We start from the raw sequence: 18,171 nt of genomic DNA on the forward strand, positions 1-18,171 counted from the left end.
CTCCGCCGTGTGGATCAACGAACCCCGGCCCGAGACAGAAGCTCAGAAACAGAACTCATAACCTCAAACTGTCTCATTTGACTTGACAGCTTCCGGAAGCGGCCGCGGTCGTCGGCAACTCCTCGGCAGTGGCCATCGGAGCCGCAGTCGCAAGGCCGATGGCGGCCAGCATGCTCACGGTGGCAACGCGCATGCGTATGGGTTTCACGTAGACTTCCCCCTTGCAGTACCAAGGGGGAAGAGGGCGTGCGGAAACGCCGGTAGGCGTCCAAACTTAACGGCTCCCCGGAATGCTTCTCTTCCCCCGCATTTACACCCGATCAGCAGTTGGTCAGGCGCTGATCAGTCGAAAGTGCACTTTAGCAGCGAAGATCACTTCGAACATGCGCATACCGCGTGGGCATGATCACAAGCCGCGAATGGAACCTATCGGCTGAAAAGCCGTCCGCGCTCGCGGCGGACTCGTACAGGTGGTCCCGACCCGGTGGTCCCTTGCTCCGCCACCGTGCCGCGAAGCCGTCTCCGCCGACAACCGCCCCGGAGCCTATGCCTCCGGCTCCGCAGTCCTCACCCTGCCCCGCCCCACCTGCGTCCGCACCGCACCCATGCTCGCCGCGATGACCAGCGCGATCGCCACCGCCTGGGTGGCGGTCAGGGACTGGCCGAGGATCAGGAAGCCCGCCGTCGCCGCGAGGGCCGGTTCCAGGCTCATCAGGATCGCGAAGGTGGAGGCGGGCAGGCGGCGCAGGGCGAGGAGTTCCAGGGTGTAGGGCAGGACCGAGGAGAGCATCGCCACGGCCGCGCCGAGTCCGATCGTCACCGGTACGAGCAGCCTCGTGCCGGACTCGGCGATCCCGAGCGGCACGAACAGCACCGCCGCGACCGCCATCGCGAGCGCCAGCCCGTCGGCCTGCGGGAAGCGCCGTCCGGTACGGGCGCTGAAGACGATGTATGCCGCCCACATGGCGCCCGCCGACAGTGCGAAGGCGACGCCCGCCGGGGCCAGGTCGCCGAAGCCTCCGCCGCCCAGCAGGAACACGCCGGCCAGGGCGAGGGCCGCCCAGACCACGTTCACCGCGCGGCGGGAGGCCAGCACCGAGAGGGTCAGCGGGCCGAGGACCTCCAGGGTGACGGCGGGGCCGAGCGGGACGCGGGCGACGGCCTGGTAAAAGAGGCCGTTCATCGCGGCCATGGTGATGCCGAAGGCGACGACCGTCCCCCAGTCGGCGCGCGAGTGCCCGCGCAGCCGGGGCCGGCAGACCAGGAGCAGCACGATCGCGGCCACCACCAGCCGCAGGGTGACGACCCCGAGCGCTCCGGCCCGCGGCATCAGACTCACCGCGAGCGCGCCGCCGAACTGGACCGAGACGCCTCCGGCGAGCACCAGGCCGACCGGGCCGAGGGAACCCCGCAGCCGAGGACCGCCGGGCGCCACGGGAGCGGTCGAGGCGGGAGTCGGCGCCGAAGAGGCGGCGGAGGCTGCGGTGCTGGGCGTGTTCACGGGGCCTTCCAGGTGCTGGGCGGAGGTCGTGCAGCTTGGTGTACCTGGAAGTCCAGGGTAATGGACTTCGTCATGGGTGTGAAGGCGTTATGCGCCTGTACCCCCCGGCCGCCGAGTGGTGTCAGCCCCCGTGCCAGGGCCGCTCGTCACGGAAGAGCGGGCGGCCGTCCGGGAGTTGGTGGGATACGGCCCCGGGAGCCTCGCCGGGGAGCTTGTACGGCATGTACGGGTCCGGTGTCGGCCGGCCGACCTGATGCCCCGCCGGGGCCCCGGCCGCGTACTGCGCCGGAACCGCTGTGGGCACCTCCGCCGGCTCAGGGAACAGCGGCAGCCGCAGCTCCGCCGTGTCCATGTTCACGTTGTTCTGCGAGCGGTGCAGCCGGGAGTACGCCCCGCGCCGCGCCAGCAACTCCTCGTGGCGGCCGGTCTCGACGATGCGGCCCTGGTCGACGACGAGGATGCGATCGGCGTCGGGTGCCAGGTTCAGATCGTGCGTGATCATGATCGTCGTACGGCCGGTCATCAGGCGCCGCAGCGGTTTGACGACCCGGCGCGCCGCCATCGCGTCCAGACCGGTCGTCGGCTCGTCCAGCACGAGGACGGGCGCGTCGCGCAGGATGGCGCGCGCGATCGCGAGCCGCTGCAGCTGACCGCCGGACAGCCGGGCCGAGTTGGGGTCGACCTTGGTGTCGTACCCCTCGGGCAGCCGCATGATGAAGTCGTGCGCGTCCGCCGCCCACGCCGCTTCGGTGATCGCCTGCTCGCTGGCGCCGGGCCGGCCGCAGGCGATGTTCGCGCGGACCGTGTCGTGCAGGACGAGGGTCTCCTGCGGCAGCAGCGTGACGTACTCGCGCAGCCGTGCCAGCGGGAAGTCGCCGATCGGGGTTCCGTCGAGGAGCACCGCGCCGGAGTCGGGGTCGTAGAAGCGCAGCAGCATCTTCGAGACCGTGGACTTGCCGGCGCCGCTCGGTCCGGTGATGATCACCAGCTCGCCAGGTCGCACGGAGAACGACAGTCCCTCCAACGCCATCCGGTCCGCCCCCGGGTAGCGGAAGTACACGTCTCGCACCTCCACCGACCCGTCGGGCCGCCCCACCGGCGCCCGGTCCGAACGCGCCGGGTCGCTCACCGCCGGCCGTACGTCCAGGATCTCGATCAGCCGCTCGGCACCGGCCGTGGCCGCCGTCACGGTCAGCCCGAGCTGCGCGAGGCCCTGCACGGGCGGGTACAGGTAGCCGAGGAACGCCGCGAACGCGAGGAGCTGGCCGAGCGTCATCCGACCCGCGGAGATCTCCCAGGCGCCGAGCCCGATCACCGCGAGTACGCACACCGTCTCGATGACCTGCACGAGCTGCTCGTACAGCTCGCCCAGCCGGGCCGAGCGCACCGACGCCCGGAACCATGCGTTCGCCTCCTGCCCGAGCCGCCGCCGCTCGGCGGCACGGCGGTCGTACGCCTGGGTGAGCACGATGTTGCCCAGCGACTCCTCCACCACGGAGGTGATCGCGCCGTCCGCGACCCGGCCCTCGCGGGAGACGGTCTTGATGCTTCCGGAGAAGCGCCGGGCGGCCAGCCAGAACAGCGGCGCCAGTACGAAGGTCGCCGCCGCGAGGTCCCAGCGCAGCCAGAACGCGGCGGCCGCGTAGAAGACGGCACTGAAAGCGGCCGAGGCGGCTCCGACCAGCCCGGACACCACCATCGTCTCGATCGCCTCGACGTCGCTGGTCAGCCGGGACAGCAGGTCGCCCTGCCGGTGGCGTTGGAAGAAGTGCGGCGGCAACTGCTGGACGTGGTCGAAGACGTGCTCGCGCAGCCGCATCACGAAACGCTCGGTGATCCAGGTCGCCAGGGAGTTGCCCGCGTACCCGATGGCCGCGCCGAGCACGGCGACCCCGAGCCACTCGGCGGCCGGCGCCCAGAACGCGCTCAGCGAGCCCTTCTGCAGCGCGTGGTCGGTGAGTTCGCTGAACAGCAGGATGGCGGCGGTCTCGGCGAGCGCGGCGAGCACCGTGCACCCCCAGACGATCGCCAGCCAGCCCCGCAGCCCCCTGGTCATCGGCCAGAAGCGCCGGAAGGCGGTGCGGGCGGCGATCGTGGGGGTGTCGTTCTCCTCGTGGTCCGCGTACTCGTCCTCGTGGTCCTCGTACTGATCAGTCCCGGTCATGCCCAGAGGTTCTGTCACGGGGATTGGTCGGCCCTTTGAGCAGTCTCGGCGCAGGCTGTGAAATGCCGCCGCAATCGGTCGAGGAAAGAACGAAAGAGGGCCGACGGTGCACCCGTCGGCCCTCTTCATGGTTGCCGGATTACCGGATTCAGCGGTTGTGGCCGGGCAGCGGCTTGGGCAGCGGCTTCGGCTGGTGCTTCTTCTTCGGCTTCGGCTTCGGCGGGGGCGGGAGCTGCTTGGCCTTGGGCTTCGGGGGCAGCGGGGCAAGCTTCTTGAAGCTCATTTCCGTCTCCTTGAGGGTTTCTCGATATTGCCGTGCAGTGGTGCGAGAATTCTCGGCGGGCGGGGTTGGGATTCCGGATCGCTTGTCCCGGGAATTCCTTCGCCGCCCGACATGGAAGAACTTACACGGCCCGGGACCGCAAAACGGCAAGGAATTGCAAACGGGGGCTGTGAAAGCCTAGGGAATTGCTGGCAGTCGGTCGCGGAAGCTGAGTGTTGCTTGTCCTCGGCGTCCCTGTCTGTGAGTCCCCTGAGCGTGAACGATCCATGCAAGCACGCTTGCTTGTTTCTCCGCCCGCTGCCATGCTCCCCACGCACACCGTCGTGCCCCGAGGGGAGCGCATCGTGTCCGACGCATCGTCCGTGATCGACGACCTGGGCCGGGAGAGCGAGGAACTCGACCGACTGGTGGCCGAGTTGGGGGAGGACGGCTGGGCGCTGGACACCCCCGCCGAGGGCTGGACCATCGCCCACCAGATCGCGCACCTCGCCTGGACCGACCGCGCCGCCCTCCTGGCCGTCACGGACCCGGAGGCCTTCGCGACGGAGGTGGAGAAGGCCCTCGCGTCGCCCGGCACCTGGGTCGACGAGGCCGCACGCGAGGAAGCCGGGCGCCCGCCCGCCGAACTGCTCGCCCGGTGGCGCGAGGGCCGCGCCGCGCTCGACCGGGCCCTGCGCCAGGCATCACCCGGCGCCCGTTTCCCCTGGTACGGGCCGCCCATGTCGACCGCCTCCATGGCCACCGCCCGACTGATGGAGACCTGGGCCCACGGCCTGGACGTGGCGGACGCGCTCGGTGTGGCACCCGCGCCCACGGCCCGGCTCCGGCACATCGCCCGGCTCGGGTTCCGCACCCGCGACTTCTCCTACGCGGTCCACGGACTTCCGGCGCCCGCCGACCCGTTCCGCGTCGAACTCCACGCTCCTAACGGGGACTTGTGGGCGTACGGCCCCGAAGACGCTCCACAGCGCGTCACCGGACCCGCCCTCGACTTCTGCCTCCTGGTCACCCAACGCGCCCACCGCGCCGACCTCGCCCTGCGCGCCGAGGGCCCGGACGCCGGCCACTGGCTGGACATCGCACAGGCCTTCGCGGGCCCACCGGGCAGCGGACGCCCGGCGAAGGGAGCCGCCCGGTGACGACCCTGCGTCCCCTGCGCATAGGCAACGCCTCCGGCTTCTACGGCGACCGTTTCGACGCCCTGCGCGAGATGCTCACCGGCGGCCCCCTCGACGTCGTCACCGGCGACTACCTGGCCGAGCTGACCATGCTGATCCTCGGCCGCGACCGCCTGAAGAACCCCGGTGGCGGTTACGCGCGCACGTTCCTCGGACAGTTGGAGGAGTGCCTCGGCCTCGCCCACGAGCGGGGCGTGCGGATCGTGGCCAACGCGGGCGGCCTCAACCCGGCCGGACTCGCCGACGCGGTACGGGAGGTGGCGGGACGCCTCGGCATCCCCGTCCGGGTGGCGCACGTCGAGGGCGACGACCTCACCGAGTCCAACCCCGGCGCCCTCACCGCCCACGCCTACCTCGGCGGGCACGGCATCGCCGCGTGTCTGCGCGAGGGCGCCGACGTCGTGGTCACCGGGCGCGTGACGGACGCCGCGCTGGTCACCGCGCCGGCCGTCGCCCACTTCGGGTGGGGGCCCGAGGATTACGACCGGCTGGCGGGCGCGGTGGTCGCCGGGCACGTCCTGGAGTGCGGGGCGCAGGCCACCGGAGGCAACTACGCCTTCTTCACCGAGCATCCGCCCGAGCGGCTGCACCGGCCCGGCTTCCCGCTCGCCGAACTCCACGAGGACGGCAGCAGCGTCATCACCAAGCACGACGGCACCGGAGGCGTCGTGGACGTCGGCACGGTCACCGCACAGTTGCTGTACGAGACGGCCGGCGCCCGGTACGCGGGTCCCGACGTCACCGCCCGGCTGGACACCGTCCGGCTCACCCGGGAGGGGCCCGACCGGGTGCGGATCGAGGGAGTGCGCGGGGAGGCGCCGCCGCCCACCCTGAAGGTCGGCCTCAGCAGGCTCGGCGGCTTCCGCAACGAGGTCACCTTCGTGCTGACCGGGCTCGACATCGAGGCCAAGGCCGCGCTCGTGAGGGCGCAGATGGAGGCGGCCCTGGACGCGGCCAAGTCCCGCCCCGGCGAGGTGCGCTGGGAGCTGGCCCGCACCGATCACCCGGACGCGCCCACCGAGGAGACGGCGAGCGCCCTGCTGCGGCTCGTGGTGCGGGACTCCGCCGAGGACGCCGTGGGCCGTGCGTTCACCGGCGCCGCCGTCGAACTGGCGCTCGCCAGCTACCCCGGCTTCCATGTGGTCGCCCCACCGGGGAAGGGCGAACCGTATGGAGTCTTCGAGGCGGCCACGGTCGACCGTGGTGCCGTAGCCCATGTGGCGGTCCTCCACGACGGCCGCCGTATCCCCGTGCCGCCGGCCCAGAACACCCGCGTAGTCGACGACGTACCGGAACCGCCCCTGCCCGAGTCGCTGCCCCCGGGACCCACCCGTCGCGCACCCCTCGGTCTCGTCGCCGGCGCCCGCAGCGGCGACAAGGGCGGCAGCGCCAACGTCGGCGTCTGGGTCCGCACCGACGAAGCCTGGCGCTGGCTCGCCCACACCCTCACCGCCGACCGGTTCCGCGCACTGCTCCCGGAGACGGCCGGCCTGCCCGTCGTACGCCACGTCCTGCCCGACCTGCGCGCCCTGAACTTCGTCGTCGAGGGCGTCCTCGGCGAGGGCGTCGCCGCGCGGCACCGGTTCGACCCGCAGGCCAAGGGCCTCGGCGAATGGCTGCGCGCCCGCCACCTGGAGATACCGGAGGCCCTGCTGTGACCGTCCTGTCGTCGGCGCTGGACCCCCGCAGCCCCGACCACCTCGCCCACCGCGACGCCATGCTCGCCAAACTCGCCGAGCTGGACTCCGGACACGCCAAGGCGCTGGCGGGCGGCGGCGAGAAGTACGTCGCCCGCCACCGCGCACGCGGCAAGCTGCTCGCCCGTGAGCGCATCGAACTCCTCCTCGACCCCGACACACCGTTCCTCGAACTGTCCCCGCTGGCCGGCTGGGGCAGCGACTACACGGTCGGCGCCTCCCTCGTCACCGGCATCGGGGTGGTGGAGGGCGTCGAATGCCTGATCACCGCCAACGACCCCACCGTGCGGGGCGGCGCCAGCAACCCGTGGAGCCTGAAGAAGGCCCTGCGCGCCAACGACATCGCGCTCGCCAACCGGCTGCCCTGCATCAGCCTCGTGGAGTCAGGGGGCGCCGACCTGCCGTCCCAGAAGGAGATCTTCATCCCCGGAGGCGCCATCTTCCGGGACCTGACCCGCCTGTCCGCCGCCGGCATCCCGACCCTCGCGGTCGTCTTCGGCAACTCCACGGCCGGGGGCGCGTACATCCCCGGCATGTCCGACCACGTGATCATGGTCAAGGAGCGCGCCAAGGTGTTCCTCGGCGGGCCGCCGCTGGTGAAGATGGCCACCGGTGAGGAGAGCGACGACGAGTCCCTGGGCGGCGCCGAGATGCACGCGCGCGTGTCGGGCCTCGCCGACCACTACGCGGTCGACGAGCAGGACGCGATCCGGCAGGCCCGTCGCGTGGTCGCCCGCCTGAACCACCGCAAGGCGTACACCGACCCGGGCCCGGCGGCTCCTCCGCAGTACGACCCGGAGGAACTCCTCGGGATCGTGCCCGGCGACCTGAAGGTGCCCTTCGACCCGCGCGAGGTCATCGCCCGCATCGTCGACGCCTCCGACTTCGACGAGTTCAAGCCGCTGTACGGGACCAGCCTGTGCACCGGATGGGCCGCGCTGCACGGCTACCCGGTCGGCATCCTGGCGAACGCCCAGGGGGTGCTGTTCAGCGAGGAGTCCCAGAAGGCGGCCCAGTTCATCCAGCTCGCCAACCAGCGCGACATCCCGCTCCTCTTCCTGCACAACACCACCGGCTACATGGTCGGCAAGGAGTACGAGCAGGGCGGCATCATCAAGCACGGCGCGATGATGATCAACGCCGTCAGCAATTCGACGGTGCCGCACCTGTCGGTCCTGATGGGCGCCTCGTACGGCGCCGGCCACTACGGCATGTGCGGACGGGCCTACGACCCGCGCTTCCTGTTCGCCTGGCCCGGCGCCAAGTCGGCGGTCATGGGCCCCCAGCAGCTCGCGGGCGTCCTGTCGATCGTCGCCCGGCAGTCGGCGGCGGCCAAGGGACAGCCGTACGACGAGGACGCCGACGCCGCCCTGCGCGCCATGGTGGAGCAGCAGATCGAGTCCGAGTCCCTGCCGATGTTCCTGTCCGGGCGGCTGTACGACGACGGGGTCATCGACCCGCGCGACACCCGCACCGTCCTCGGCCTGTGCCTGTCCGCGATCCACACCGCGCCCTACCAGGGCGCGCGTGGCGGGTTCGGCGTCTTCCGGATGTGAGGCCCTGATGCCCCCGATGCCCTCGATGCCCGTGATTGCTTCCGTTCTGGTGGCGAACCGCGGCGAGATCGCCTGCCGGATCGCCCGCACCTGCCGTGACCTGGGCATCCGTACGGTCGCCGTGCACTCGGACGCCGACGAGAACGCGCTCCACGCACGCGTGGCCGACGCGGCCGTACGCCTCCCCGGCGCGGCACCCGCCGACACCTATCTGCGCGGCGACCGGATCGTCAAGGCCGCCCTCGCGTCCGGCGCCGACGCCGTGCACCCCGGCTACGGCTTCCTCTCCGAGAACGCCGACTTCGCGCGCGCCGTGCGCGACGCGGGACTGGTGTGGATCGGGCCGCCGCCGGAGGCGATCGAGGCGATGGCGTCCAAGACACGCGCGAAGAAGCTGATGGGCCTCGAGCCGCTCACCTCCGTGACGGAGGCCGACCTCCCGGTCCTGGTGAAGGCGGCGGCGGGCGGCGGCGGACGCGGCATGCGGATCGTACGGCGACTGGCCGACCTGGACGCCGAACTGACGGCCGCACGTGCGGAGGCACGCGGCGCCTTCGGTGACGACGAGGTGTTCATCGAGCCGTACGTCGAAGGCGGGCGCCACGTCGAGGTGCAGATCCTCGCCGACACCCACGGCACGGTGTGGGCGCTCGGCACCCGGGACTGCTCCCTCCAGCGCCGCCACCAGAAAGTGATCGAGGAGGCCCCCGCACCCGGACTGACCCCCGAACTCGAGGAATCCCTGTGCTCGATGGCCGTACGGGCCGCCCGTGCCGTCGACTACGTGGGCGCGGGCACGGTCGAGTTCCTGGTCGCGGGGGACAGGGCGCACTTCCTGGAGATGAACACCCGCCTCCAGGTGGAACACCCGGTCACCGAGGCGATGTTCGGGATCGACCTGGTGGCCCTGCAGATCCGGGTCGCGGAAGGCGCGGCACTGGACGACGAGCCGCCACGCGCGCGTGGGCACGCGATCGAGGCCCGCCTCTACGCCGAGGACCCGGCCCGGGACTGGGCCCCGCAGACCGGCACCCTGCACCGCCTCGCCGTACCCGGCGTACGCCTCGACACGGGATACACGGACGGCGACACCATCGGCGTCCACTACGACCCCATGCTCGCCAAGGCCGTCGCCCACGCCCCCACACGCGCGGAGGCGATCCGGAAGCTGGCGGGGGCCCTTGAGCGCGCCGAGATCCACGGCCCGGTGACGAACCGGGACCTGCTGGTCCGCTCCCTGCGCCACGAGGAGTTCACGGAGGCCCGGATGGACACCGGCTTCTACGACCGCCACCTCGCCGCCCTCACCGAGTCCGCCGCCGACCCGTACGCCCCCCTGGCCGCCGCTCTCGCGGACGCCCACGGCCGCTCACGGTTCGGCGGCTGGCGGAACCTGCCGTCGCAGCCGCAGACCAAGCGGTACCGCATGGCGGGCGAGGAGCACGAGGTCCACTACCGGCACACGCGCGGGGGCCTGGAGGCCGACGGGGTGCGTGTGGTGCACACGGACACGCACCTGGTGATCCTCGAAGTGGACGGCGTACGCCGGAGGTTCCCGGTGGCCCGCTACGGCGACGAGGTGTACGTCGGCTCGACGGCCCTGACGGCCCTGCCCCGCTTCCAGGAACCCACGGCGGCCCACGCCCCGGGCTCCTTGCTGGCCCCGATGCCCGGCACGGTCGTACGGATCGCGGAGGGGCTGACGGCCGGCGCGACGGTACAGGCCGGGCAGCCCCTGCTCTGGCTGGAGGCGATGAAGATGGAACACAGGATCACAGCCCCGGCTACGGGCACAGTGACGGCCCTGCACGCCCACCCCGGCCAGCAGGTCGAGGTGGGAGCCCTCTTGGCAGTGGTTCAAACCACCGAGTAGGGACGCGTCCTTAGGGGCGCGGGGCTGTATCGATATGCGGCTCCGCCGCGTGAGCGCGATCAACCACAACGGACCCGCACCCGGGAGACGGACATGAGCCCCCTCATCGAATCCGAAGAACAAAAAGCCCTCCGCACAGCGGTAGCAACCCTCGGCACCCGCCACGGCCGCAACCACGACCCCGTCGAACTCTGGTCGGAAGCCGCCAAGCTGGGCTACCTCGGCGTCAACCTGCCGGAGGCACACGGTGGCGGAGGCGGCGGCATAGCCGACCTCTCCATCGTCCTGGAAGAGCTGGGTGCAGCCGGCTGCCCCCTCCTCATGCTGGTCGTCTCCCCTGCGATCTGCGGGACGGTCATCGCCCGCTTCGGCACCACCGCCCAGAAGGAACAATGGCTGCCAGGCCTTGCGGACGGCACCCGCATCATGGCCTTCGGCATCACCGAACCCGACGCCGGCTCCAACTCCCACCGCATCACCACCACCGCCCGCCGCGACGGCGACGACTGGATCCTCAACGGCCGCAAGGTGTTCATCTCCGGCGTCGACATCGCGGACGCGACCCTCGTCGTCGGCCGCACCGAGGACGCTCGCACCGGAAAGCTCAAGCCCTGCCTGTTCATCGTCCCCCGCGACGCGCCCGGCTTCGAGCGGCGGCAGATCGACATGGAACTCACCGGCCGGGAGAAGCAGTTCGAGCTGACCCTGGACGACGTACGGCTGCCCGCCGACGCCCTCGTCGGTGACGAGGACGCCGGGCTCCTCCAGCTCTTCGCCGGTCTCAACCCCGAACGCATCATGACGGCGGCCTTCGCGATCGGCCTCGGCCGCTACGCGGTCTCCCGTGCAGTGGAGTACGCGCGCGACCGTACCGTCTGGCAGCAGCCCATCGGCGCCCACCAGGCGATCGCGCACCCCCTGGCGCAGGCGCACATCGACCTCGAACTGGCCCGCCTGATGATGCAGAAGGCCGCCTTCCTCTACGACTCCGGGGACGACACGGCCGCCGGTGAGGCCGCCAACATGGCCAAGTACGCGGCCGGGGAGGCCTGTGTGAAGGCCGTCGACCAGGCCGTGCACACCCTCGGCGGCAACGGCCTCACCCGGGAGTTCGGGCTCGCCTCCCTCATCACGGTCGCGCGCGTGTCTCGTATCGCACCGGTGAGCCGGGAGATGATTCTCAACTACGTCTCCCACCAGACCCTGGGCCTGCCCAAGTCGTACTGACAACCGGCGCGCCGGCGCGAGGAGGAACAGTGTTCCGCAGTGAGTACGCAGACGTCCCGCCCGTCGAACTCCCCATCCATGACGCCGTGCTGGGCCGGGCCGCCGAGTTCGGCGAGCTGCCCGCCCTGATCGACGGCACGGACGGCACCACCCTCACCTACGAACAACTGGACTGTTTCCACCGGCGGATCGCGGCCGCGCTCGCCGAGGCGGGTGTGCGCAAGGGCGACGTGCTCGCGCTGCACAGCCCGAACACGATCGCCTTCCCGCTCGCCTTCTACGCGGCCACGCGCGCCGGTGCCTCCGTCACGACCGTGCACCCGCAGGCCACGGCCGAGGAGTTCGCCAAGCAGCTGCGGGGCTCCGCGGCCCGCTGGATCATCACCGTCTCACCGCTCCTTCAGACGGCCCGCCGCGCCGCCGAACTCTCGGGCGGCGTCCGGGAGATCCTCGTCTGCGACAGCGCGCCCGGCCACCGGTCGCTGATCGACATGCTGGCCTCCGCGGCGCCGGAGCCCCAGGTCGTCATCGACCCGGTGCAGGACGTCGCCGTGCTCCCGTACTCGTCCGGGACGACCGGCATTCCCAAGGGCGTCATGCTCACCCACCGCCAGATCGCCACCAACCTCGCCCAGATCCGGCCCCTCATAGGTACGGGGCCCGGCGAGCGCATCCTCGCCGTGCTGCCCTTCTTCCACATCTACGGCATGACGGCCCTCATGAACGCCCCCCTGCGGCAGGGCGCCACCGTCGTCGTGCTGCCCCGCTTCGACCTGGACACCTTCCTCGCGGCCATCCAGAACCACCGCATCACCGGCCTGTACGTGGCCCCGCCGATCGTGCTCGCCCTCGCCAAGCACCCGGTCGTCGCCCAGTACGACCTGTCGTCCCTGAAGTACATCATCAGCGCCGCGGCACCCCTGGACGCCAAGCTCGCCGCGGCCTGCGCCCAGCGCCTCGGACTGCCGCCCATCGGCCAGGGATACGGCATGACGGAACTGTCCCCGTGCACCCACGTCGTCCCCCTCGACGCCCACGGCGCGCCCCCCGGCACCGTCGGCAAACTGGTCGCCGGCACCGAGATGCGCATCCTGTCCCTCGACGACCCCGACAAGGACCTCGGCGTCGGCCAGGCCGGCGAGATCGCCATCCGCGGCCCCCAGGTGATGAAGGGCTACCTGGGGCGGCCCGACGCCACCGACGCGATGATCGACCGCGACGGCTGGCTGCACACCGGGGACGTCGGGTACGTCGACGCGGACGGCTGGCTGTTCGTCGTCGACCGCGTGAAGGAACTCATCAAGTACAAGGGCTTCCAGGTGGCCCCCGCCGAACTCGAAGCCCTCCTCCTCGCCCACCCCCGCGTCGCGGACGCCGCCGTCATCGGCGTCTACAACGACGACCACAACGAGGTCCCCCACGCCTTCGTCGTCCGCCGGGCGGGCGCCGACGACCTCTCCGAGGGCGAGGTCATGATGTACGTCGCCGAACGCGTCGCCCCCTACAAACGCGTCCGCAACGTCACCTTCATCGACGGCGTGCCCCGCGCCGCCTCCGGGAAGATCCTCCGCCGGCAGCTCAGGGAGCGGATATGACCGACCTCGTCCGCACCGCCGACGACCGCGGCATCACCACCCTCACCCTCGACTCGCCCGCCAACCGCAACGCCCTGTCGGCCGCACTCGTCGGCGGCCTGGTCGACGAACTCACCGCGTGCGGCAAGGACGGCGACGTACGCGCCGTCGTCCTCACCCACACCGGCAGCACCTTCTGCGCGGGCGCCGACCTGCGCGACCCACCGCCCCCGGACGCCCTGGTCGGGCTGCTGCGGCAGATCATCGAGCTGCCCCGACCCGTTGTCGCCCGGGTGACCGGGCACGTACGGGGGGGCGGCCTCGGCCTGCTCGGCGCCTGCGACATCGCTGCCGCATCCACCGGCGCGACCTTCGCCTTCACCGAGGTACGCATCGGGGTCGCACCCGCCGTGATCTCCCTGCCCCTGCTGCCGCGTACCGATCCCCGCGCCCTCGCCCGCCACTACCTCACCGGCGAACGCTTCGACGCCCCGGAAGCCGTACGCACCGGCCTGCTCACCGCCACCGGCGACGACGTCGACCAAGTGCTCGAACCCATGCTCGACGGACTGCGGCGGGCCGCACCCCAGGCCCTGGCGGAGACCAAACGACTCCTCACCGCTACTGTGCTGCAGACCTTCGACCGGGACGCGGCCGACCTGACCGCGCTCTCGGCCCGGCTGTTCTCCTCCCCGCAGGCCCGCGAGGGAATGACGGCCTTCCTGGAACGACGGGACCCCTCATGGGTGGTGTGAACACAGTCGAACGCGAGCGCGTCCCCAAGCAGGACCGCAGCCGGGTCACCCGGCAACGGCTCCTCCAGGCCGCCGTGGCCTGCCTCGCCGACCACGGCTGGGCCGGCTCCACCGTCCTGGTCGTCGCCGAACGCGCCGGCGTCTCGCGGGGCGCCGCCCAGCACCACTTCCCGACCCGGGAAGACCTGTTCACGGCGGCCGTCGAGTACGTCGCCGAGGAGCGCTCCACCGCGCTGAGGGCCCTGTTCCCGCACGGGGCCGCCGACCGGCGCGCGGTGGTCGCGGCTCTCGTCGACCTCTACACCGGGCCGCTGTTCCGGGCGGCCCTGCACCTGTGGGTCGCCACCTCCAACGAGCAGCAGCTGCGCCCCCGCGTGACCGAGTTGGAGGCCCGGGTCGGCCGCGAGACCCACCGCATCGCCGTCGACCTGCTCCGCGCCGACGAGAGGAGGCCGGGCGTCCGCGAAACGGTCCAGGGCCTGCTGGACATGGCCCGCGGCCTGGGCCTCGCGAACCTCCTCACCGACGACGCCGGCCGCCGCGAACGGGTGGTGGCGCAGTGGGCGGCACTGCTGGAGGAGACACTGGGCTGAGGGCAGCCCGGGCCGCCCCGTCGTCGGTGCGGAAGGTCCTGGGTTGCCCGTCGTCGGTGCGGAAGGTCCTGGGTTGCCCGTCGTCGGTGCGGAAGGTCCCGGGCCGTCCGCGTCAGTGCGCGATGTCCGGGTATCCCTCGATCTCCTGCGGGCTGCGCGGCCCGGGACCCACATAGCGGGCCGACGGCCGCACCAGGCGGCCCGTGCGCTTCTGCTCCAGGATGTGCGCCGACCAGCCGGCCGTACGGGCACACGTGAACATCGACGTGAACATGTGCGCCGGGACCTCGGCGAAGTCCAGCACGATCGCCGCCCAGAACTCCACGTTCGTGGCGAGCACCCGGTCGGGACGGCGGTTGTGCAGCTCCTCCAACGCCGCCTTCTCCAGCGCCTCCGCGATCTCGAACCGCGGCGCACCCAGCTCACGGGCGGTACGGCGCAGCACGCGCGCCCGCGGGTCCTCGGCCCGGTACACCCGGTGGCCGAAGCCCATCAGCCGCTCCCCCCGGTCCAGGGCCCCCTTCACGTACGACTCCGCGTCACCGGTGCGCTCGATCTCCTCGATCATGCCGAGCACACGGGAGGGCGCACCGCCGTGCAGCGGCCCCGACATGGCACCCACGGCACCCGACAGCGCCGCGGCGACGTCAGCGCCCGTGGAGGCGATCACCCGCGCGGTGAAGGTGGAGGCGTTCATGCCGTGCTCGGCTGCCGACGTCCAGTAGGCGTCGACCGCCGCGACGTGCTTCGGGTCCGGCTCGCCCCGCCAGCGGATCATGAACCGCTCCACGACGGACCGCGCCTTGTCGATCTCCCGCTGCGGCACCATCGGCAGCCCCTGGCCGCGCGCCGACTGGGCGACGTACGACAGCGCCATGACCGCCGCCCGGGCCAGGTCCTCACGGGCCTGCTCCACGTCGATGTCCAGCAGCGGTTTCAGGCCCCACACCGGGGCGAGCATGGCCAGCGCGGACTGCACGTCCACACGGATGTCACCGGAGTGCACCGGGATCGGGAACGGCTCGGCGGGCGGCAGTCCGGGATTGAAGGCGCCGTCCACGAGCAGCCCCCACACGTTCCCGAACGAGACATGGCCGACCAGGTCCTCGATGTCGACGCCCCGGTACCGCAGGGCACCGCCCTCCTTGTCCGGTTCGGCGATCTCCGTCTCGAACGCGACGACTCCCTCGAGCCCGGGTACGAAATCGGACATCAGGCGGCTCCTCGTGATGTGTACGGCGGAAAGGGTTGCGCCGCCGCGGCTCCACGGTCTGTAGCGGTCGTTCTCGAAAACTCGCGGGCCGAAACGGTCACCCCGGTTGATGCCCCGATCGGTCGGCGGTCACCCAACCCGAACGGCATCTGCACGATATCCCCGAGTGCCACCTTTGGGGAGACCAAGCGGCACTCAGTGCCACACAGTGATGAACCGCACTCCCACCGTGCCCACTGTCCACAAGCCGCCGATGGCCCCGGGCGCGTACGGCAAGATGACGACGTGACCGACCGCTACCCGGACGAACCCGCAGCCCAGCACCCCGTTCACCCTGCCGCCAAATCCACGACGGACCCGGTTATCGAACCCATCGTCGAACACGCGGCCGAAGGCCCCGCCGAGGACCTGTCCGCCAACCCCGCAGAAATGCGAGCCCACTACCGCGCCGAAGGCCTCGACGAATCCTCGCTCGCCCCCCACCCCATGGACCAGTTCGCCCGCTGGTTCAAGCAGGCCGCCCAGGCCGCCATCGCCGGAATGATCTACGAACCGAACGCGGTGATCGTCTCCACCGCCGACGCCGAAGGACGCCCCAGCTCGCGCACCGTCCTGATGAAGCAGTACGACGAACAGGGCTTCGTCTTCTACACCAACTACGACTCCCGCAAGGCCCAGGACCTCGCCGCCAACCCCTACGTCTCGCTGCTCTTCCCCTGGCACCCCATGGCCCGCCAGGTGATCGTCACCGGCACCGCCCGCCGCACCGGCCGCGACGAGACCGCCGCCTACTTCCGCACCCGCCCCCACGGCTCCCAGCTCGGCGCCTGGGCCAGCACCCAGTCCTCGGTCATCTACTCCCGCGCCGAACTCGACGCCACCTACCAGGAACTCACCACCCGCTACCCCGAGGGCACCCAGGTCCCGGTCCCCCCGCACTGGGGCGGCTTCCGCATCGCACCCTCGACGGTCGAGTTCTGGCAGGGCCGCGAAAACCGCCTCCACGACCGCCTCCGCTACGTCGCGGAACCGGACGGCACCTGGCGGGTGGAGCGCCTCAGCCCCTGACCTTCGGTACCCGAAAACGCAGACGACCCGCGAGCTCAGGTCCTCCGCCAGTAGACGAAGGAGCCGGCCGGACGTACCGGCGAGCCCGCGGGCCGGGTGACTGCGTTGGATTGGCCGGCTGCGCGCATCTCACACGCGCTGGTCCGGCGCCGAACTGAGTACGACGGCGGGCCGCTAGCCCGCAGTCACCTCACGCGTCCGGTTGTCATACATCTGCCGAACCACCTCCCTTCCGTGTACCTCACACCCTAAGAAGCGGTTGGGACGCAATCAATCGGTTTTTCGAGATATTGACGAGGCGCGCCCTGGCCGACCGGCGAGGCCCGGTGCCGCTCACGGAGTCAGCACGTCGGCCAGGAACGGCTCGATCGTGGCTCGCCATGCCTCCGGCTGGGCGTGGTGGAGGAAGTGGTCGGCGTCGGGGACCTCCGCGTACTGGCCGTGGGGGAGGACGCGGACCATCTCCTGGGCCTCCGCGCGGCCCAGTTCGCCGTCCAGGCCGCGGACGACCAGGGTGGGGCAGCGCACCTGGGCCAGTTCCTCCCAGTGCGCGTCGTACACCCAGGTCTCGCGGGACCTCAGCATGTGCTCGGGTTCGAAGACGGGGCGCCAGCCGTCCGGGGACTCGGTCATCACCTCGACGTAGAACTCCCCGCGGGCGGGGTTCGGGCGCTCGACCCAGGGGTCGTCCTCGCCGAACCACTTGCGTACGTCGGCCAGTGTGGCGAAGGGGAGGGGCCAGGACTTGAACCAGTTCTCCCATTCGCGCTGGGAGGCGGCGCCGAGTGCGGAGGCCCGCATGTCGCAGATGATCACGGCGCTCACCAGGTCTGGGCGTTTGGCGGCGAGCTGCCAGGCGGTCAGGGCGCCCATCGCGTGGCCGATGAGGACGGCCGGGGCGAGGCCGAGTTGTTCGAGGGCGGCTTCGGCGTCGTCGATGTAGGCCTCGCGGGTGTAGCCGTCGGCGGGCTTGTCGCTCTGGCCGTGGCCGCGCTGGTCGAGGGCTACGGCGCGGTGCCGTTCGGCGAGCAGGCGGGCGGTGGGCGCCCAGTGCGAGGCGCGGCCCATGAGCCCGTGCAGTAACAGCAGGCCCGGCGTCTGCTCGCTGTCGCCGGTCTTGGGCGGGTCGGCGAACTCCCATGCGGCGAGGCGTACGCCGCCCGCTCCGGTCACGTCGATGCGACGCATCGTCCTGGCACCCCCCTGCTCGGCCGGGACCGCTCGCTTCCGCGTCGGGCGGTCGGTCCGCGCGCTTGTCGTACTGGTCGTACTTCCGCTGTCGTGCTGCTTCTGCTGGTGTCGGCGGTCACCGCCGGCGCCGGGTGTCGCCGCCGGGCGGTGGTGCCCCTGCTCGCTGTGTGACGGACGCGTCATTGGTACAGCGCCCGGTCCGGCGAGATCGTCACCGCCCACGCTATCGAATGACTATTCGAAAGCGCCGTTTCCGGCGGCAACACCCCACCTTCGAGTGACCTCCCTCGAGGATTGG

Annotated in this window: 14 protein-coding genes; 9 read left to right on the plus strand and 5 right to left on the minus strand. The window is 71.4% G+C overall.

Going from position 1 to position 18,171, the window contains the following annotated elements; all coding sequences use genetic code 11:
• Positions 1–544 precede the first annotated feature (544 nt).
• The 3 genes from AB0N14_RS35830 to AB0N14_RS35840 form a co-directional block, all read right to left on the minus strand.
• On the minus strand, positions 545–1,501 hold the full coding sequence (locus tag AB0N14_RS35830) for an EamA family transporter (protein WP_366029882.1): 957 nt from the start codon (positions 1,499–1,501) through the stop codon (positions 545–547).
• Between the two features lie 121 nt (positions 1,502–1,622).
• Positions 1,623–3,665, minus strand: coding sequence for an ABC transporter ATP-binding protein (locus AB0N14_RS35835; RefSeq protein WP_366029883.1), 2,043 nt, complete (start codon positions 3,663–3,665; stop codon positions 1,623–1,625).
• Positions 3,666–3,813: 148 nt separating this feature from the next.
• Positions 3,814–3,948: a hypothetical protein gene (locus AB0N14_RS35840; RefSeq protein ID WP_366029884.1), complete on the minus strand. Its 135-nt coding sequence runs from the start codon at positions 3,946–3,948 to the stop codon at positions 3,814–3,816.
• A 344-nt stretch (positions 3,949–4,292) separates the two neighbouring features.
• On the opposite strand from AB0N14_RS35840, the gene AB0N14_RS35845 reads away from it, so the two are divergent.
• From AB0N14_RS35845 to AB0N14_RS35880, 8 genes are all read left to right on the plus strand, one after another.
• Positions 4,293–5,087 carry a TIGR03084 family metal-binding protein gene (locus AB0N14_RS35845; RefSeq protein ID WP_366029885.1) on the plus strand — a complete coding sequence of 265 codons (795 nt, stop codon included), beginning with the start codon at positions 4,293–4,295 and terminating at the stop codon, positions 5,085–5,087.
• 5 nt (positions 5,088–5,092) lie between these two features.
• Positions 5,093–6,784: an acyclic terpene utilization AtuA family protein gene (locus tag AB0N14_RS35850; RefSeq protein ID WP_366029907.1), complete on the plus strand. Its 1,692-nt coding sequence runs from the start codon at positions 5,093–5,095 to the stop codon at positions 6,782–6,784.
• The gene (locus tag AB0N14_RS35855; RefSeq protein WP_366029886.1) at positions 6,781–8,379 is read left to right on the plus strand and encodes a carboxyl transferase domain-containing protein; all 1,599 of its coding nucleotides are present in this window, start codon (positions 6,781–6,783) and stop codon (positions 8,377–8,379) included. The genes AB0N14_RS35850 and AB0N14_RS35855 overlap by 4 nt, the downstream gene beginning before the upstream one ends.
• A gap of 31 nt (positions 8,380–8,410) precedes the next feature.
• Positions 8,411–10,252, plus strand: a complete 1,842-nt coding sequence (locus AB0N14_RS35860; protein ID WP_366029908.1) for a biotin carboxylase N-terminal domain-containing protein — start codon at positions 8,411–8,413, stop codon at positions 10,250–10,252.
• Positions 10,253–10,345: 93 nt separating this feature from the next.
• Positions 10,346–11,479, plus strand: a complete 1,134-nt coding sequence (locus tag AB0N14_RS35865) for an acyl-CoA dehydrogenase family protein (RefSeq protein WP_366029887.1) — start codon at positions 10,346–10,348, stop codon at positions 11,477–11,479.
• A 29-nt stretch (positions 11,480–11,508) separates the two neighbouring features.
• Positions 11,509–13,074 (plus strand): 4-coumarate--CoA ligase family protein, encoded by a 1,566-nt coding sequence (locus tag AB0N14_RS35870; protein WP_366029888.1) that lies wholly within the window; start codon positions 11,509–11,511, stop codon positions 13,072–13,074.
• Positions 13,071–13,808, plus strand: coding sequence for an enoyl-CoA hydratase family protein (locus AB0N14_RS35875; RefSeq protein WP_366029889.1), 738 nt, complete (start codon positions 13,071–13,073; stop codon positions 13,806–13,808). The genes AB0N14_RS35870 and AB0N14_RS35875 overlap by 4 nt, the downstream gene beginning before the upstream one ends.
• Positions 13,796–14,401 carry a TetR/AcrR family transcriptional regulator gene (locus tag AB0N14_RS35880; RefSeq protein ID WP_366029891.1) on the plus strand — a complete coding sequence of 202 codons (606 nt, stop codon included), beginning with the start codon at positions 13,796–13,798 and terminating at the stop codon, positions 14,399–14,401. Before AB0N14_RS35875 ends, AB0N14_RS35880 begins: the two co-directional genes overlap by 13 nt.
• 112 nt (positions 14,402–14,513) lie before the next feature.
• Here the strand turns inward: AB0N14_RS35880 and AB0N14_RS35885 are convergent, their stop codons facing one another.
• Positions 14,514–15,614, minus strand: a complete 1,101-nt coding sequence (locus AB0N14_RS35885; protein WP_366029892.1) for a citrate synthase 2 — start codon at positions 15,612–15,614, stop codon at positions 14,514–14,516.
• 429 nt (positions 15,615–16,043) lie between these two features.
• Between AB0N14_RS35885 and pdxH the strand changes: the two genes are divergently transcribed.
• The gene (gene pdxH / locus AB0N14_RS35890) at positions 16,044–16,682 is read left to right on the plus strand and encodes a pyridoxamine 5'-phosphate oxidase (RefSeq protein ID WP_366029909.1); all 639 of its coding nucleotides are present in this window, start codon (positions 16,044–16,046) and stop codon (positions 16,680–16,682) included.
• A gap of 333 nt (positions 16,683–17,015) precedes the next feature.
• Here the strand turns inward: pdxH and AB0N14_RS35895 are convergent, their stop codons facing one another.
• The gene (locus AB0N14_RS35895; RefSeq protein WP_366029893.1) at positions 17,016–17,870 is read right to left on the minus strand and encodes an alpha/beta hydrolase; all 855 of its coding nucleotides are present in this window, start codon (positions 17,868–17,870) and stop codon (positions 17,016–17,018) included.
• Positions 17,871–18,171: the final 301 nt, after the last annotated feature.

The organism is Streptomyces sp. NPDC051104, from assembly GCF_040682835.1.
Lineage (GTDB): Bacteria > Actinomycetota > Actinomycetes > Streptomycetales > Streptomycetaceae > Streptomyces > Streptomyces cynarae.

Coding starts and splice junctions, on each gene's coding strand:
- AB0N14_RS35875 (WP_366029889.1), top strand. CDS start 13,071: ATGACCGACCTCGTCCGCACCGCCGACGACCGCGGCATCACCACCCTC.
- AB0N14_RS35895 (WP_366029893.1), bottom strand. CDS start 17,870: ATGCGTCGCATCGACGTGACCGGAGCGGGCGGCGTACGCCTCGCCGCA.
- AB0N14_RS35885 (WP_366029892.1), bottom strand. CDS start 15,614: ATGTCCGATTTCGTACCCGGGCTCGAGGGAGTCGTCGCGTTCGAGACG.
- AB0N14_RS35880 (WP_366029891.1), top strand. CDS start 13,796: ATGGGTGGTGTGAACACAGTCGAACGCGAGCGCGTCCCCAAGCAGGAC.
- AB0N14_RS35835 (WP_366029883.1), bottom strand. CDS start 3,665: ATGACCGGGACTGATCAGTACGAGGACCACGAGGACGAGTACGCGGAC.
- AB0N14_RS35840 (WP_366029884.1), bottom strand. CDS start 3,948: ATGAGCTTCAAGAAGCTTGCCCCGCTGCCCCCGAAGCCCAAGGCCAAG.
- pdxH (WP_366029909.1), top strand. CDS start 16,044: ATGCGAGCCCACTACCGCGCCGAAGGCCTCGACGAATCCTCGCTCGCC.
- AB0N14_RS35865 (WP_366029887.1), top strand. CDS start 10,346: ATGAGCCCCCTCATCGAATCCGAAGAACAAAAAGCCCTCCGCACAGCG.